Annotated in this window: 18 protein-coding genes; 10 read left to right on the top strand and 8 right to left on the bottom strand. The window is 43.6% G+C overall.

Features of this window, described 5'->3' with window-relative positions:
* Positions 1–5: 5 nt before the first annotated feature.
* From Q8O20_RS04185 to Q8O20_RS04170, 4 genes are all read left to right on the top strand, one after another.
* Positions 6–2,159 carry an ATP-binding protein gene (locus Q8O20_RS04185; RefSeq protein ID WP_305530114.1) on the top strand — a complete coding sequence of 718 codons (2,154 nt, stop codon included), beginning with the start codon at positions 6–8 and terminating at the stop codon, positions 2,157–2,159.
* Complete coding sequence (locus Q8O20_RS04180) at positions 2,156–3,556, top strand: response regulator (protein WP_305530113.1); 1,401 nt, start codon at positions 2,156–2,158, stop codon at positions 3,554–3,556. Before Q8O20_RS04185 ends, Q8O20_RS04180 begins: the two co-directional genes overlap by 4 nt.
* Positions 3,557–3,562: 6 nt before the next feature.
* Positions 3,563–4,576 carry an HD-GYP domain-containing protein gene (locus Q8O20_RS04175; RefSeq protein WP_305530112.1) on the top strand — a complete coding sequence of 338 codons (1,014 nt, stop codon included), beginning with the start codon at positions 3,563–3,565 and terminating at the stop codon, positions 4,574–4,576.
* Positions 4,577–4,728: 152 nt separating this feature from the next.
* Complete coding sequence (locus Q8O20_RS04170) at positions 4,729–5,874, top strand: iron-containing alcohol dehydrogenase (protein WP_305530111.1); 1,146 nt, start codon at positions 4,729–4,731, stop codon at positions 5,872–5,874.
* On the opposite strand, the gene Q8O20_RS04165 is transcribed toward Q8O20_RS04170, so the two are convergent.
* From Q8O20_RS04165 to Q8O20_RS04155, 3 genes are read right to left on the bottom strand one after another with little or no spacing between them, the layout of a single operon-like run.
* A complete protein-coding gene (locus tag Q8O20_RS04165) occupies positions 5,871–6,170 on the bottom strand; it encodes a helix-hairpin-helix domain-containing protein (protein ID WP_305530110.1) in 300 nt (99 codons plus the stop codon). The two genes, Q8O20_RS04170 and Q8O20_RS04165, sit on opposite strands and share 4 nt — an antisense overlap.
* A gap of 22 nt (positions 6,171–6,192) precedes the next feature.
* The gene (locus tag Q8O20_RS04160; protein ID WP_305530109.1) at positions 6,193–6,999 is read right to left on the bottom strand and encodes an ABC transporter ATP-binding protein; all 807 of its coding nucleotides are present in this window, start codon (positions 6,997–6,999) and stop codon (positions 6,193–6,195) included.
* Positions 6,984–7,547 (bottom strand): DNA-3-methyladenine glycosylase I, encoded by a 564-nt coding sequence (locus Q8O20_RS04155; protein ID WP_305530108.1) that lies wholly within the window; start codon positions 7,545–7,547, stop codon positions 6,984–6,986. The genes Q8O20_RS04160 and Q8O20_RS04155 overlap by 16 nt, the downstream gene beginning before the upstream one ends.
* A gap of 115 nt (positions 7,548–7,662) precedes the next feature.
* On the opposite strand from Q8O20_RS04155, the gene Q8O20_RS04150 reads away from it, so the two are divergent.
* Positions 7,663–8,130, top strand: a complete 468-nt coding sequence (locus Q8O20_RS04150) for a methylated-DNA--[protein]-cysteine S-methyltransferase (RefSeq protein WP_305530107.1) — start codon at positions 7,663–7,665, stop codon at positions 8,128–8,130.
* A gap of 2 nt (positions 8,131–8,132) precedes the next feature.
* On the opposite strand, the gene Q8O20_RS04145 is transcribed toward Q8O20_RS04150, so the two are convergent.
* The 3 genes from Q8O20_RS04145 to Q8O20_RS04135 all read right to left on the bottom strand — a co-directional run bounded on the left by Q8O20_RS04145 (position 8,133) and on the right by Q8O20_RS04135 (position 9,532).
* Entirely contained in the window at positions 8,133–8,663 is a 531-nt protein-coding gene (locus tag Q8O20_RS04145; RefSeq protein WP_305530106.1) for a carboxymuconolactone decarboxylase family protein, read from the bottom strand.
* A gap of 145 nt (positions 8,664–8,808) precedes the next feature.
* Complete coding sequence (locus tag Q8O20_RS04140; protein WP_305530105.1) at positions 8,809–9,222, bottom strand: GNAT family N-acetyltransferase; 414 nt, start codon at positions 9,220–9,222, stop codon at positions 8,809–8,811.
* Positions 9,223–9,250: 28 nt separating this feature from the next.
* The gene (locus Q8O20_RS04135) at positions 9,251–9,532 is read right to left on the bottom strand and encodes a DUF1330 domain-containing protein (protein ID WP_305530104.1); all 282 of its coding nucleotides are present in this window, start codon (positions 9,530–9,532) and stop codon (positions 9,251–9,253) included.
* Positions 9,533–9,826: 294 nt separating this feature from the next.
* On the opposite strand from Q8O20_RS04135, the gene Q8O20_RS04130 reads away from it, so the two are divergent.
* The gene (locus Q8O20_RS04130; protein ID WP_305530103.1) at positions 9,827–10,459 is read left to right on the top strand and encodes a TIGR02391 family protein; all 633 of its coding nucleotides are present in this window, start codon (positions 9,827–9,829) and stop codon (positions 10,457–10,459) included.
* A 99-nt stretch (positions 10,460–10,558) separates the two neighbouring features.
* Here Q8O20_RS04130 and Q8O20_RS04125 read toward each other — a convergent pair whose 3' ends face one another.
* Both Q8O20_RS04125 and Q8O20_RS04120 read right to left on the bottom strand, forming a co-directional pair.
* On the bottom strand, positions 10,559–10,972 hold the full coding sequence (locus Q8O20_RS04125) for a hypothetical protein (protein ID WP_305530102.1): 414 nt from the start codon (positions 10,970–10,972) through the stop codon (positions 10,559–10,561).
* Positions 10,969–11,859 (bottom strand): DMT family transporter, encoded by an 891-nt coding sequence (locus Q8O20_RS04120; protein WP_305530101.1) that lies wholly within the window; start codon positions 11,857–11,859, stop codon positions 10,969–10,971. The genes Q8O20_RS04125 and Q8O20_RS04120 overlap by 4 nt, the downstream gene beginning before the upstream one ends.
* Before the next feature lie 114 nt (positions 11,860–11,973).
* Between Q8O20_RS04120 and Q8O20_RS04115 the strand changes: the two genes are divergently transcribed.
* From Q8O20_RS04115 to Q8O20_RS04100, 4 genes are all read left to right on the top strand, one after another.
* Positions 11,974–12,687 carry a pirin family protein gene (locus Q8O20_RS04115; protein ID WP_305530100.1) on the top strand — a complete coding sequence of 238 codons (714 nt, stop codon included), beginning with the start codon at positions 11,974–11,976 and terminating at the stop codon, positions 12,685–12,687.
* 82 nt (positions 12,688–12,769) lie between these two features.
* Positions 12,770–13,723: a 5'-nucleotidase gene (locus Q8O20_RS04110; protein ID WP_305530099.1), complete on the top strand. Its 954-nt coding sequence runs from the start codon at positions 12,770–12,772 to the stop codon at positions 13,721–13,723.
* A gap of 16 nt (positions 13,724–13,739) precedes the next feature.
* Entirely contained in the window at positions 13,740–14,486 is a 747-nt protein-coding gene (locus tag Q8O20_RS04105) for an arylamine N-acetyltransferase (RefSeq protein ID WP_305530098.1), read from the top strand.
* A 57-nt stretch (positions 14,487–14,543) separates the two neighbouring features.
* The gene (locus tag Q8O20_RS04100; protein WP_305530097.1) at positions 14,544–16,670 is read left to right on the top strand and encodes a WD40 repeat domain-containing protein; all 2,127 of its coding nucleotides are present in this window, start codon (positions 14,544–14,546) and stop codon (positions 16,668–16,670) included.
* The last annotated feature ends 12 nt before the right edge of the window (positions 16,671–16,682 follow it).

The following is a 16,682-nucleotide window of genomic DNA, read 5'->3' as shown; positions in this document are numbered from 1 at the left end:
TTACCTTGCTAGATAAGAAAGAACACCTCTTGCTTCAATCGCATTATTACGAAGCCGACAAATTGATGATGTGGATTTTAATTATTCACGCATTGGTCGCTGTTTTCATAACCTCCCGATATTACGATGCGTACTGGCTCGGAGTGTCCGGAAGTGCCGTTATTATGGCTCTATGCGGCGCAGCGTTTATGTTATTGCGGGGGACGCTGTGGTTTCGTTTGATCGCAGCCGTTGCGATTATCCTCTTTTCCGCCCTCTATATTCAGCAGCATCTGGGTCGAATAGAGATGCACTTTCACGTTTTTATCGGTTTGGCTATTTTGACCATTTACAAAGATGTCCTCCCCATGTTCATAGCCGCTGCCGCGATTCTCGCGCACCATATAGTATTCAATTGGATGCAATCGATCCAAATTGTATTCGGAACGACTCCGGTAATGGTTTTCAGCTACGGATGCGGAATAGAATATGTCATTTTGCACGGTGTAATGGTCATTGCTGAAGCAATAATCCTCACCTATATCATCAAAAATGCAACCCAGCAGTTTATCGAAGTGATTCGTACCAAAGAGGCACTTAATAATTCCAATAAACGGCTGAGCCGATTTAATATCACATTGGAAGAGGAGGTACGCTCTCGTACCGGCGAATTGGAAACAGCCCTTCACAAACAGATCGGAATGGCCGAAGATCTCAAAACAGCTAAAGAAGAAGCTGACTCGGCAAATCAACTAAAATCAGAATTTTTAGCCAACATGAGCCATGAAATCCGCACCCCTCTCAACGCCGTTATCGGTTTTTCGGAGTTATTGGAACAGGAGGTTAAAGAACCCAAACAGGTGCAATATCTTCATGCCATCAAAAATGGCGGAAAAACCCTTCTCTCTCTGATCAACAATATTTTAGACCTTTCAAAAATTGAATCGGGACATATGAAAGTGGAATTGCACCCGTTGCATCTAAAGCCGTTTCTTCGGGATATTATGACTATATTTATCGAACCCGGAAAGAAAAAAGGGCTCGAAATCAGCTGCGACATTGCAAAGAATCTTCCTGAATGGGTTATTGTCGATGAGATTCGAATCCGACAGATTTTATTTAATCTCATCTCCAATGCTATCAAATTTACCGCAAAAGGGTCGATCACTCTACACGTACTTTCTATCCCTTCAGCTAAAGAAGGAATCATTGAACTCGTATTCATAATCAAAGATACCGGAATCGGTATCACCCCGAAAAATCAGATGAAAATTTTTGATGCTTTTGTCCAAAACGAGGGGCAAGACAGCCGACAATACGGCGGTACCGGTTTGGGGCTTGCTATCTGCCGTAAATTGGCACAGCTGATGGGCGGAGACATTACACTTTCAAGCCGCCTTAATGAGGGGAGCGAATTTACCCTAAAACTCGCCGATATCGAAATATCGGAGGCACTGTTCGTGGAGGGAGAAGAGACATTTGGCAAAAATACGGTTCTCTTCTCCCCTGCCAAAATCTTGATTGTCGACGATATAACAGAAAATCGGATTTTGCTTTGTGAATTTTTGCATGAATTCGGATTTGAAATCGAAGAAGCCAAAGATGGCCTTGAAGCGACCGATATGATCAGAGAAGCGACCTACGATCTCATCCTGATGGACATCAGAATGCCCCGTATGGACGGGTGTGAAGCGATACGGTATATTCGGAACGAACTAGACAATCATACCGTTCCCATCATCGCCGTCACGGCATCGGTTATGAAAGAGGACTACGAACATTTGCTGAATGCATTTGAAGGGATCATCGAAAAACCGGTCAACAAATCGTTACTAATCTCTACGCTACAGCGCTTTTTACCGAATACGCAACACGAACAAAAAGAGGAAGAAGAGAGCTTATCCAATTCCTCTTCACTTTCACCACAGCAGCAAGCGGAGCTAAATAATAGACTTGAAAGCTTTAAAGACCGAATAAATACCATTTTAGAATCCGGAGATATCGAATTAGCTGAAGCGTTCGCCGATGAACTGCTACAAACAGGGTCTGAATTCGACATTGCGGCAATCATCAAGTATGCATCCGCACTAAGGGAAGATTGCGAAAGTTTCAATATCGGAAGTGTCGAAAACTCTTTACAACAGTATCCTAAGAATCAAAAAAAATGGAGCCAAATATGAGCAATAAAGTAATACCGACCTTATTGGTCGTCGATGACGAACCGCGCAATATTCAAGTCGTCTCCAATGTCCTAAAAGAGATCGATGATTACCATATTTTATATGCAACAAACGGTGAGCAGGCATTACAGAGGGTCGAAAAAAATGATATCGATCTTATCCTCCTTGATATGATGATGCCGCTGCTTGATGGATTGGAGACATGTAAACGGTTGAAAGCCGATCCTCGTTATAGCGCGATCCCCGTCATCTTTTTGACGGCAAAAAACGATGAAGAGAGTCTTATAAAAGCTTTTGATGCGGGAGCGGTCGATTATGTCTCAAAACCGTTTTTACGCCGCGAACTCATCGCCCGTGTCACCACCCATCTCCATTTGCGCTTAGCCCAAAAAGAGCTCTCTTCCGAGCTCTACGAAAACAAAGAACTCCTCAAACAGTATAAAGAGATTGTCGATCTCAGCTCAATTGTGACCAAAAGCGATCCCAGCGGCCGTATCATCTACGCCAACGATAATTTTTGCGCCATCAGCGGCTACACGCATAATGAACTGCTCGGAAAATCTCATAATATCGTTCGCCATCCCGAAGTACCCTCCTCCTTCTATAAAGATATGTGGGCAACAATTCAACAAAAACAGCCATGGAGAGGGATTGTCAAAAACATTACCAAAGAGGGGAAAATCTATGTGGTTGATGCCGTCGTCAGCCCTATTCTCAACAGTAAAGATGAAATAATCGAATACATCAGCCTTCGAAAAGACATCACCCCTCTCATCGAATTAAAAGAGGAGATTGAAGCAACCCAGAAAGAACTGATCTTGATGCTTGGAAATGTGGGGGAAAACCGCTCCAAAGAGACGGCGGCACATGTCCGACGCGTCGCCGAATACGCCAAAATCTTAGCCGTTGCGTACGGATTAAGCCCATCTGAATGTGAAATCCTATGGTCAACCGCCACGATGCACGATATCGGCAAAGTAGGAATTCCCGATCATATTTTAAACAAACCGGGCAAATTGAGCGACGAAGAGTTTGCCATCATGAAAACGCATGCCGAAACGGGCTATTCATTCTTCAAAAACTCTTCACGCCGCTTATTACAAGCGGCAGCTATCGTTGCCCATGAGCATCATGAACGGTGGGACGGTTTAGGATATCCCAGAGGGATTGCAGGAGAAGATATCCATATATTCGGACGCATTACCGCCATAGCCGATGTATTCGATGCATTGGGGGCCAAAAGGGTTTACAAGCGAGGATGGGAGATTGATGAAATTTTGAATTATTTCAAAGAACAAAGCGCCAAGCAGTTTGATCCGAAATTAGTGGAGCTTCTTTTAGTCAATGTTGATAAATTTTTAGCCATTAATGAAACATATCAAGATATTTTAGAATAAGAATCCATGAAAAAAATAATACGTCTACCCCTCACCCATTCCTATAGTCCCATCACTCCCGACATACTTGTAATAGGAGAAATCGTCCCGTTTGATATCCATATCAAACGTTACAATGACTTCGTTGTCATCATTAAAGCCGGAACACTCTTAGATGAGACCCTTATAGAAAAATTGATGAAACAAGATCAAATTTTTGTTTTTAAAAACCATTCAGACAAACTAAACGATTATCGTTCGCTCCACAGCACGATCAATCTTTCCGATGCTATTCACGATATAACTGATCCGATATCAGACGCATTATCAATCAAAGAAAAAAATTCATCCATCACTGCTTTGGAAGAAAAACTCCTATTCGTCTATTCGACCAGTGCAAAATTGATGCGTTATTTTTTCAATAGCGATGGCGAGAAACTTAATTCCGAGGCATTGAATCAATGCTCAACGGAGATTGTTGATACGCTTCAAACCGATGTTAATGTTATGCCGTTGGTTCTACAGATGCTGCCTGATGAATATTCTGTCTATCAGCACAGTACTAATGTCGCTTTTTTTGCCTCGATCATAGGAAAAACGATTCATATGAGCCGTAAAGAATTAATTGAACTGACATACGCAGGATTAGTCCATGACATTGGAAAGAAGCGAATCAGTAGCACCCTCTTGGCAAAGCCTTCCCGTTTGGAAGAGGATGAATACGAACTCATCAAAAATCATTCGTTATATGGATATGAGATTTTGAAAATGAACGGGATTTTAGCCCCAAATATTTTAAATGGGGTCAAGTACCATCATGAAAAACTAGACGGTTCAGGTTACCCTGAGGGACTTCGAGGAAAAATTATCCCAAAAGGTGCCCGAATACTGAGTATGTGTGATGTCTTTGATGCATTAACGACCAAACGAAGCTTTCGGAAAAGCTACACCAGTTTTGAAGCATTGCATATAATGAAACGGGAAATGAGCAGCCAGTTTGATGAACATTTCGTCGATATTTTTATCAAAATGCATCGATAAATTTCTAAGGATTTAACCATAATCCTGTAAAAATATCATGGGTATAGATACGAATACCTACAGTATTGCTTTATTGTTTCCGTTTGGCTATTGTGTCAATGAACAACCAACCAGTTTAGCAAACTTGTAACCTATATCTAACAAGGAAATTTATGAACACATTTACCTATTACAACCCTACCCGTATCGAATTCGGACGCGGTAAAGAAAATAATATCGGAGCCATGATTGCCGAACAAGGGATCAAACGTCTCCTTCTCGTCTACGGAACCGGTTCTATCAAGAAAAACGGTTTGTACGAACGGGTCATCGCGAGTCTCGCAGCAGCGGGAATTGATTATGAAGAGTTGGATGGTGTTGTGAGCAATCCGCTTCTCTCCCGCGTCCATGACGGGATCGAAATAGTAAAAACCCATAATCTCGAAGCCGTTCTCGGCGTCGGCGGCGGCTCGGTCGTCGATTCAGCCAAAGCAATCGCGGCAGGAGCGCTGTATGAGGGTGACGTATGGGATTTTTTCATTCAAAAAGCCTCTATCACCGCTGCCCTCCCCGTCTATGCAATCATGACGCTCGCAGCAACCGCCAGTGAGATGAACGGCAACTCGGTTGTCATGAATGACACCACCAAACAAAAATACTCCATTGCCTCCGTACTCGTCAATCCGAAAATATCAATTATCAATCCCGAACTCATGATGAGCGTCACCCCGGAATATCTCGCCTATTCGGCAACCGACATTATCGCCCATACGATCGAAGTCTATTTTACCGCCAGTGATCATCCCCATTTTCAATCCCGACTTGTCGAATCCATCATCAAAACGGTTATCGAAACGACTGAAATCCTCCTCAAAGATCCGCTCAATTACGATGCACGTGCCGAGTTTGCATGGGCTTCCACCCAAGCGCTAAACGGCTTGACAAACTCCGGAACAGGAGGGGGGAGTTTCCCGAACCACATGATCGAACATGCCCTCTCCGCACTCTTTAATATCGCTCACGGTGCGGGTTTAGCCATTGTTATTCCGGCATGGATGAAATGGTATAAAGGGCAAAATCCAACTCAATTTGAACGCTTTGCCAAAGAAGTATTTGCCCTTGATACTGCGGATGAGGGGATCACAGCCTTGGAAAACTGGTTTAACTCTATCGGTGCACCGATCACCTTGTCCGCAGCAAATATTTCGCGTGAACGTATCGATGACATTGCCGAGAATGCGCATGGATTAGCCGTATTATGGGGAATGGGGGAAGAATATTCTTCCGCAACAATTGCCGAAATACTTCGAAACGCCTAAAGTCTGATCCTCTCCCCGTAGCGCACTTTGCGCTCGGGTGTATAATCCCACCACACACGCGCCTCTCCGCCGTCCATAAAATCGGTGATCGACATCAGCACGTCAAGCATGCACGGGTCTTGTCTCTCGCCGAACGCTTCGCAAAAGCGAACATACAGAGCATAAGGGTCTTCCCCTTTGAGCTGATCGGGGGAGATGATGCCGATGCGGGCAAGATCAGCAGCAACCGTTTTGCCGATATTGGGAAGGTCGGTCAGTTTTTCAACATTTTCTCGGGTCACTTTTGAGGGATTCATGAAACAACCTTTGTATCCATATTTATTTTGGACGTATCGAATAACGCCCCCGTTCCTTTTGTACTTCCAGCGATGTATTGAATATTTCCGACAAATTTACGCTATTTAGCACCTCATCTTTCTTTCCCGATGCGTAGATACTCCCTTCTTTGATCAACACTGCTTTTCCTATCTCTTCAAATACCTCTTCGATATGGTGTGTTACCAAAATCACTGTTGTGCCACCCTTAGCAAGGGAACGCATCATCTCTATAAAATCAAGCTGTGCTTTGATATCCAGTCCCACGGTAGGTTCATCCAGCAGTATAGCTTTGACCGGATGTACCAGCGCCCGAGCAACGATACATTTGCGCAATTCTCCGGTCGACATCTCACTCAAACGCTTCGCATGCAGATGTTGGATTCCCAATCGCTCCATAGCGCGTTCAGCCGCCGCTATCTGATCCGAATCGATCGATAAATGATCGAACAGTCCTAACGTCCCGAAAAAACCGCTGATGACCGTCTCAAAACCGTTTAATTCCCCTCTCTCAAACGCAAAGCGCGTATGCAGCTCGTTCGTCACAACTCCCAGAGATTTTCGCAGTTCGGATACGACCCATCGCTCTTCGCCCAATATCTCTCGTCTAAAGGGCTCATGGATAATTGAGGGATAAAGTTCACAATTTATGAGCTTAATGAGGGTCGATTTCCCAGAACCGTTTGCCCCTAAAATGACACAGTGTTCCCCTTGCTCAATCTTGAGTGAAATATTTGTAAGGACAGGGAGATTATCGTACCGAAGCTCCACATTTTCAAAAAAAACTATCGAATTTATCCGTTCTTGCATACACATCCGTTCTCATGATCATTGACCATCCCGCTCGCTTGCATAAACGCATAGAGAGTAGTTGAGCCTATAAATTTGAAGCCCCGTTTTTTGAGCTCTTTAGTCACCCTGTCAGAAATCTCTGACCTACATGCTGCCGTTTTATAATCAGGAACATTATTCATTATCGGATTCCCGTCGACTTTTCCCCAAAAATAGTTATCCAAAGAGCCGAACTCTTTTTGAATCTCTAAAAACCCTTTGGCATTGGAGACTATCGCTTCGATTTTCGGACGGCTTTTAATGACGCCTCCGTTCCTTAGAATACGATCGATATCCGCATCGGTATACAAAGCTACTGATGAGAGATCAAATCCATCAAACGCTTCCCGATACCCTTCTCGTTTTTTCAGTACCGTCAGCCAACTCAAACCTGCCGACTGTGTTTCCAAACAAAAAAGTTCAAAAAGATCCCGATCATTATGCAAAGGTTTGCCCCACTCTTCATCGTGATAGGCGACATAAACAGGATCACTCAATTTAACCCATCCGCAACGTGAAACAGACATTATTATCTCCACTCTTTCCATTGAAAATATCATAGCATAAACAGTGCAACAACCCTTTTTTATGGCGAAATGAAATACTCTCCTCGTATTGACAAAACATCACTATAATTTACGAATGAAAAACTATATTCGTCTCATTCATACCCCCATCGGCAAAATGATAGCTGCTGCCGATGAGAATGCAATCACCTCGCTAGACTTCACTAACGAGTCCGAGCTAATCCAAAACTCCGATACGCCACTCCTGATCCGATTGGAAGAAGAATTGCACGAATACTTCACAGGGAAACGGATAACTTTCACCCTCCCCCTCTCTCCGAAGGGGACACCGTTTCAAAAGGGGGTTTGGGAAACGCTATGCACAATTCCCTATGGAGAGAGAATCTCCTATGCTAATGAAGCGCAAAGATTCGGACATCCAAAAGCGATCCGCGCCGTTGCCAATGCCAACGGACGAAACCCTATCGCAATCCTCATCCCCTGCCACCGTGTTATCGCCAGCGGCGGCGGACTCGGCGGATACAGCGGAGGAATAGAGAAAAAAAAGTTTTTGTTGGAGTTAGAAGAAAAATTCGCTCTCTAGGGTTATTGCCCCAGAGCGAAAACGTTGGAAAGGGTATTAATATAGTTAAAATATCCGGTAATAGAGACGGCTTCGACGATCTGTACGTCCGTGTATCCTAAGGCTTTAAGCGCATCAATCTCTTCTTTGAGAATTTTATAGTTCTCTTTTTTGGATGCTTTGATACAGAAATTGAGAAGTGCTTTTTCGGCATCACTCGTCGTAATAGCCTCTACCCCCTCAAGCACCTCTTCGATCCGCTGTTCGGAGAGTCCAAGCATTTTAGCGATCCCTTTATGGACATCGACACACATTTTGCACCCGTTCTCTTTGGATATCAAAAGGGCTATTGACTCTTTGATATCGTAGGAGAGATGTGTTTCATTCAGTAAAAAACGTTGAACCATCCCATCTGTTGCCAAATAGATATTTTCATCCAATGCCAAGAGTTTAAAAATTTCACCGAGTTTACCGGTTTTCTCTAAAATAGGTCGGGCTTTATCTTGAATCGAAGGAGACATCTCTTCAAATTCGGGTAATGCTATATGTGCCATTAATGTCCTTTAATTCGTAAAAATTTTAGGGCTACATTATAGACTATCAATCTTAGTTATTCTTTCAAATCGGAGTGAATTTCGTGATCTCATACGAGACTATTTAATGTAGGTGAGTGAGATGATAAACATAACTATCCCTATTTTATAAAATTTCTTTCGTACTCTCCAACACCCACGCCGAGGGGTGTTGAGTAAAACCGATTTTGGGATAATATTCTGCCGCTGCAGGTGCAGAGAGCAAAATCAGTTTGCATTTAGCCCCTAACTGTTCGCGTACTTTTTGGATGAGTTTTTTACCGATCCCCTGATGTTGAAAGCTCGCATCGACTGCTAAATCTGACAGATAGCAGCAGTAGCTAAAGTCGGTAACGGCACGTGCCACCCCTACGATTTTCTCATCCAAAACCGCCGTAACAATGATGTCGGCATTTTTGATCATACTCTCGATACACTCCATATCATCGACAGGTCTGCGTTCGCCCAATGTGGAACGGTTGAGGATGTCGATAAAATCTTCAGTTGATAGGTTGGGGGTTATTTGGTAGGTAATCAACATTCATTTTCTCCTGTTTTTTTTATAAGGATCATCCATACACGTGCAAAATGATTTCCGCCCCTTTTTCACGGATCGGGACTATGCTCTGATAGGCGGAAGAGTGATACCATTCTTTTGCTTTTTCGATGGAATCAAATTCAATGGCTACTACATCAGGATAGTCCGTAGTACCCACGAATGAATTGATACAGGTTCCCCTCACTAGAACCTTTCCACCATAAGGTACAAGCGTTGACTGCACTTGGCTTTTATAGTCATTCCACTTTTCCTGATCGGCGATACGGATTTGCCCTATAACATAAACACTCATATTTATTGTCCTCATATCAGCTGAATCGTTTTGCTCTTCTATGTTTTTGATAAGAGTATCGTACCGCTCTTTCGGTAAATTTAGCCCCTCTACAAGCGGGGATCAAACTCTATTTTGCAAAAGAATATTCAGGAGGAGAATGGGATGTGATGCGGATGGGGTTCGGTGGATTCGAGATGGAGGAAATCGAACCTGCCATTAAAGCGTTTGCGGAAATCTTTTAAGAGAAATGGTGTAAAATCTATCAATTCTATACCTCTCTTAAAAATACGTTACAGCAAAGAAATAAAAAGAATGGCAAACACAGAAATAGAAGCAAAAATTGAATTCCAAAAAGTAATTGGTGAAACTAGCTCTGGCTATAAGTCAGTTAGATTTTCACGTGTAAAATACAAAGCGAGTCCAACTGCTCATATAGATATTAGACAATTTCAACGTGGTTATGATGAGGAAGGAGAAGAACAATTTTTTCCAACGAAAACAGGTTTTAGAATTCCTGAACGTGAGTTTCGCAAGGTTATAGAAAAATATGCTGTAATGCCAGAAAGTTACATACATCCTTTGATTGTTAAAAAGTGCTTCTCACTTTTACAAAGTGGCGAGTTTGATAGTGCAGTTATGCAAGCATTCAAAGCAATTGAAGTCATTACACGGGAAAAAATTGGGGCATCGTCTGACATATTTGGTGAACGATTATTAAAAAAAGCTTTCAATCCTGATGATGGTATTCTAACTAATCATAAACTACCAAAATCAGAAAAAAATGCTTTACTTAATTACATTACAGGAGCATTTAGTTTTTATCGAAACTCAAGTTCACATCGCGATATTGCATTGGATTTTGTAGCTGCGTTTGATAGAATAGCTGTTGCTAGCGATTTACTAAAGATTATCGAAGATGCCGAAATTTCGAAAACATCTTGTTAAATTAAAAAAGGAAGATTAGGGGTCAGGTATTCAATCTTCAAAGTCTGTTTGAAAGCATACAAACCAGCAAATTCTCCTATTTGATGACCCGATCTTGATCTAGATTTCAGAATCCTTGTCATCTTTGATCGTAAAGTTCGCAAATGCACCTTCGACGCTCATCGTATTTTTATACTTTGTTGCCGTTAATCTCACCGTTTTTGTTTCCAAATTACAAACCGCAATACGAAAATTCGATCCCATAAAAGGTTCCACAATGCAGACAATATTCCCCTCTACTTCACGTGTCGCATGTATTATCCCTTGTAAATTATGAAAAAAATACTTAGGATAACTCAGAGGAGTGATTTCGACGACATCAGAATATCTTTTCTTATCCAATGTACTCGCAATGGTGGCAGCATCCTCAAAATTATCAAACTGTACGCACCAATCATCAAAAACTTTATTAAAATGATTTAGATCTTCATCCAAAAACCCGCCTGCCGGAGATTGCAAAGCATAAATACTCACGTAGCTCCTTTCGCTTTTCTCATATTAAACAGCATCACCGCCGCAAACGCCAACAAACATCCAAAAAGTGTCGAAATAGCCAATGTCTCGCCATATACGACCCAGCTCGACACGATAGCCCCCACGGGGACGATAAACATAAATACCCCCGTTCGGTGCGCCCCTACTTTCCCTGCCGAAACGAAATAAAGCGCCGTGCTAAACGTCCCCGGAATAACCCCGATAAAGAGGATCGTCCACCAAAACACCTCATCGTATGCACCAAAATCAAATGGATGGTGCGGCAGAGCAAAAAGCATATTGATAAACGTCGTGATACCGAAAACGACCAACGTGTAAAACATCAGATGCGCACGATCCGCCGCTTTTTGTGAGACCACCGTCACCAGCGCCCACACAACCGCACATCCAAGAAAATAAGCACTATCGACATTCAAGAACGCAAACCCGTCAAACGGTACGCGAAGCAGTATCAACGCTCCGAAAATACCGATAGAGAGTGCGCCGATTTGGCGCATGGATACCTTGGTTCCCAAAAACGAGATAGCGAGGATATAGGTGATGATCGGGGCGAGCGACGTTACCATCGTCCCACCGTAGCCCGCATCGCCGTGCGAAAGTCCCGCGAAAAAGAGATAATTAAAGAGCGATGTTAATACCCCCGCAATCACCATATACATCAGACCTGCTCTATCGGTTTTGAGGGGTGTTTTTAAATACCAAATGATAGGGATGATGCTGATAAACGAAATCGCATAACGCCAAAAAGCGGCGACTTCGGCATTGGAGTGTTCCGCCGCAACTTTCCCCGCTGTCCACGCAAACCCCCAAAAGAGCATCGCGACAATCATACCGATCAAATAGATATTAGAAGCTTCTTTTTTCATGGCGTGATTGTGCTACTTTTTGGCTTTGAGAGGGATGAAATAAATTTCACTTGACATTATTACTAACTTGGCGTATATTTTAGAGCTAAAACCTATCTTTAAAAAGGTCTCCTCGTGTCACCTATCATTCATCGTGCCGATGAGCGCGGTATCTCAGAACTTGGATGGCTCTCTAGCCGTTTTAGCTTTTCATTTGCCGACTATCATAACCGTGAACGGATGGGATTTGGTGTCCTGCGGGTGATCAATGATGACCGTGTCCAAGCCGGAACAGGTTTTGGTATGCATCAGCACCGTGATATGGAAATCGTTACACTTGTCACCAAAGGGGCACTCGAGCACCGCGATTCAGAAGAAAATCACGGAATCATCCATGCCGGAGAGATACAGTATATGTCGGCAGGTACAGGCATATATCATTCCGAACACGCGACGGATACAGAAGATACCGAGCTCTTTCAAATCTGGATTCACCCGGATAAACAAGGATATGCGCCACGCTATGAACAACGTGATTTCAGATCACTCACTAACACCAAAGGATGGCATACGCTGGTTTCGGGTGATGGGAGGGATCATTCAATCCAAATCCGTCAAAGCGCCCAAATTTCTATCGCTTCATTAGAGAACGGAGAAAAACTAGAGACTCCAAAGATGGAAAAAAATCGGGGGCTGTTACTCCTCGTCATCGAGGGTCAAATCACCATAGACGGCACCGTGCTAAACCGTCGGGATGAGATACAAATCACTCAGGAGGGAACATACACTATCGAAGCATTACAGAACTCACAGGTACTTTTGTTTGATATCTCTATTAGTGAGAGGTAACGATTAACGTACTGTTTCGATATCTCCACCGAATCACAATAATATTGGATACAATCTCCTAAAATAGTTGCAGGAATTTTCTATGGCACTTGATCTCTCCGATACCCTCGTCGTCGGTATCACCGCAACGGCATTGTTCGATCTCTCGGAAGAAGATCGAGTCTTCAAAATACAGTATGAAAATGATCCCGACAGCGCAATCGAAGTCTACCGTCAATACATGTCGGAGCGGGAAAATATTCCGCTGAAAGTAGGGACGGGATTTCCTCTTGTCAAAGCACTCCTTGAACTCAACCGTTATCGGAAATCGGGAGATACCCCGCTCGTCGAAGTGGTTATCATGTCACGCAACAGCCCTGAAACAGGTTTACGGGTGCTCCATACCGTAAGAGAGATGAACCTGCCGATCTCACGCTCGGCATTTACGGCGGGGGAAACCGTTGTCGATTATCTCGATGCATTTGATGTCGATCTTTTCCTCACAACCGATAGTGCCGATGCACAGCAAGTGATCGATAGCCGAACGTGTGCCGCCGCTGTCGTTAAAGCACCGCCCAAACACATGGGTTCAATCCCCGAAGGTCAAGTACGTATTGCTTTCGACGGAGATGCGGTACTGTTTGATGAAAGCAGTGAACTCCTCTACAAACAGCACGGTATCGAAGCGTTTCATGCCGCCGAAGATGCGGCACAAAATACTCCATTGGGAGAAGGCCCTTATGCCACACTGCTTAAAAAACTTTCACGCTTGCAAGACCGTCTCCCCATTCGCGTCGAATATTCCCCTATTCGTATTGCCATTGTCACCGCACGCAACTCTCCTGCGGAAATGCGGGTAATCAAAACATTGCGTGAATGGGGTGTCTACGTAGATGAAGCGTTTTTTCTCGGCGGAGTCGAAAAGAGCCGTGTGCTAAAAGCGTTCAAACCCCATATCTTTTTTGACGATCAGGATGTTCATCTCGACAGTGCATCCCAAGATGTCCCCTCCGGAAAAGTCCCCTATTACAGCGATTCATTACTCAATACACAATAATGTGAAAGGCTCATCCATGACCGCATCCAATTTCTCCCTCCCCGACTACCTCCGCCGCATCGGCTACAGCGGTGAAACCCGTCCCGACCTCGCAACCCTCACGGCGATTATGAGCGCACAGCTCCAATCGGTTCCGTTTGAGAATACCGAGGTGCAAGCGGGTAGAATCCCCTCGATGGTGCCTGAAGAGATCACGACTAAAATCGTTACTCACGGGCGCGGAGGGTACTGCTACGAAGTCAACGGACTCTTTGCCATGGCACTCACGGCGATCGGATATGAGTGGTATTTCGCGGGGGCGCGTCCGATGTTCTACCCCTCGCGTCGTCCTAAAACCCACCTCGTCGTCATCGTCACTATCGATGGCGAACATTATCTCTGTGACAGCGGGTTTGGAGGATACGGTCTGCGTCAACCGATTCACATTCAAAACGGAGAAATAGCCGAGCAGAACGGGGATCGGTTCCGCTTGGAACTGAGCAACAATGAATACGTTTTGAGTTCTTGGGTCAATGATGAATGGTCGCTTCAATACGGGTTTTCTCTCGCCGCTCAGGAGTGGATCGAGTTTAGCCTCGCCAACTATTTCAACGCGACGCACCCCGATACTATTTTCACCCAAAAGAAGCTTGCCGTTATCCAAACACCAAAAGGACGCAAAATTCTCCTCAACGATACGCTCAAAATTATCGAAAACGGTTCCACAGATGAGACCATAGTGGATTACGCAAAAGCTGCAAATGAGCATTTCGGATTAACCTGATATTCACCACTAAATATGTTATACTCTAGTATAAATTGATTGTAAAGGCTCATAGGGATGCCTCAAAAAACGTGTTTGGCGCAGTTTGATTCTCCGATTGTTTTGATACAACCGCTACAGTATCCCAATGTCGGTCTTGTTACGCAAGATAACACTATTTATATGTACAATCTCTCCAGCAAAGAGTCAACCCGAATCTTTCGTCCGAATATCCCCGAAAATGATACCCTCTACTGCGCGTTTGACCCTCAACACGATCGTCTCCTCTTTGGAAGCGATAAGGCGCATTCTCTTAATCTGATAGATTTAAATGAGAAAAAAGTGCTTATGCAGTTTGATCTTGACCAGCAGTCTCCTACGATTATCTCTTTCTCGCCTGATGGCCTTTATTGCGTCTGCGGAACCGATCAGGGGAGAGTATTGATGTGGCGAAGCGATTCCAGTACGCTGATTGCCAGACTCCACTCTTTTCCCGAGTACAGTGCTATGTATTCGAAACCCAAAACAAATTATGTCTCGGCCTTAACGTTTGAGGGGATGACGTTAGCCACATCGGGATACGGCGGAAGTATCGTCGTGACGGACTATCGTACTCAGAATGTTATGAAACGCTTTACTCCCGGATATTTAAAAAATACGGCTCTACTGCTTTATAACAGTTCAGTAATTGTGGGGAATCAGGAAGGAACGCTGATTAAGATCGATCGAAACGGACTCCTCCCTAACCAACGCCTCGGAACATCCCATAAAAACATCCGATATGTGCGCCGAATAGGGCCTGAACCCTTTATCATCGTCGCTTCCGATTTACCCTATATAACCCTTATCAACGGCGATACCTTTAAAGTCATTCAAGAACGGTACCGAGAACTCAAATCTCCCCTTACTTCGTTGTGCGTTATTAATGATTATCTTTTGAGCGGAAATAAAAACAAAGAGTTGTTGAAATTCGATCTTCAGCCGTTTGATCACCTTGAAGAGTTGATTAGAGCCAAAAGGTATGCCTCAGCCTATCTTTGTTGCGCAAATGAACCGTTATTGATTCACAGTGATCTTTACCAAGTGCTTGAGCGAATTTATGCCGAACACATGAAAAAAGCAAAAGAGTTCTTAAATAAAAAAATGACCGAAGAGGCCAAACGTGTTTTAGAACCGTTCAACGCCGCAAAAACAAAAGAGATCGCGGAACTCTTTAAAGCCTACTCTTTTATGGATCGTTTTACCCTCCTTTTTCAGCAAAAAAAGTTATCGGCGTTCTATGGTCATGCGGAGCAGTACCCCCTTCTACAAGAGACGACCCTTTACGCTCAAGTGGAAAAACTTTGGACAGAGAAATTTTCAAAAGCTCAAAAGCTGATGTTTCTCAATAAAATGAAAGAGATCCAAGAGGAACTGCATCTCTTCTCTTCCGTCAGTTCTAAACGACCCTTTATCCTGTTACTCCTGCAAAATTCGGCTATCCTCATAAGCTATTCCAAAGCGATTCAGACAAAAAACTACTTTCAGCTCAAAACTATTACTCAAAACTTCCCTCTGCTTCGAAAATTTCCCTCCTACCTTAACCTTATCAAAAATACCGGAGAAATTGTCACTGCTGTCGCCAGAGCTTTGAATGAACGCTCATTGGAAGAGGCTGAATTGCTTTTGAACGAATTAAAAGAGATGGTTCACTACGAATCCGAATATGCCCAACTCAAAAAACTTTTTACCTTGGCAAAAAATCTAAACCATGCTATTTCAAATGAGCATTGGCGTTCGGCTTATCGACTCATCGATTCCCATCCTGAACTCTTAATACTTCCATGGGGAGAAGAACTTAACACAAGGTGGAATGAAAAACTCTCCCAAGCAGAACACTATGCGATCAAAGGAAACATCACCTTTCTCAAAAAAGAGTTCTCAGGCCTTATAACTCTTCCGCAGCGTCAAGGACGACTGGGCGATATTTTACGAACGGCGTATCATGTCCAGCTAAAAAGACTCCTCAAAACAGATCCGGAAACTTTTTCTTCGGGAGTTTTCACCTATTGTGATCTGTTCGGTATCGATACGGAACTGCGTAATTTACTCAAAAAAGCACAGCGTAAGAATATTACTCCCGATCTGACACAAGTACACCTCATGCCTAAAAACAGAGATCATTGGGTCTCACACCTCAGTGTCCTTCCGAGTAAAATTGCCTAATCTCAAAACCGA

Origin of the sequence: Sulfuricurvum sp. (assembly GCF_030691015.1) — a bacterium.
In the GTDB taxonomy this organism is placed as follows: Bacteria; Campylobacterota; Campylobacteria; order Campylobacterales; family Sulfurimonadaceae; genus Sulfuricurvum.
This window is presented reverse-complemented; position numbering and strand designations above follow the sequence as displayed.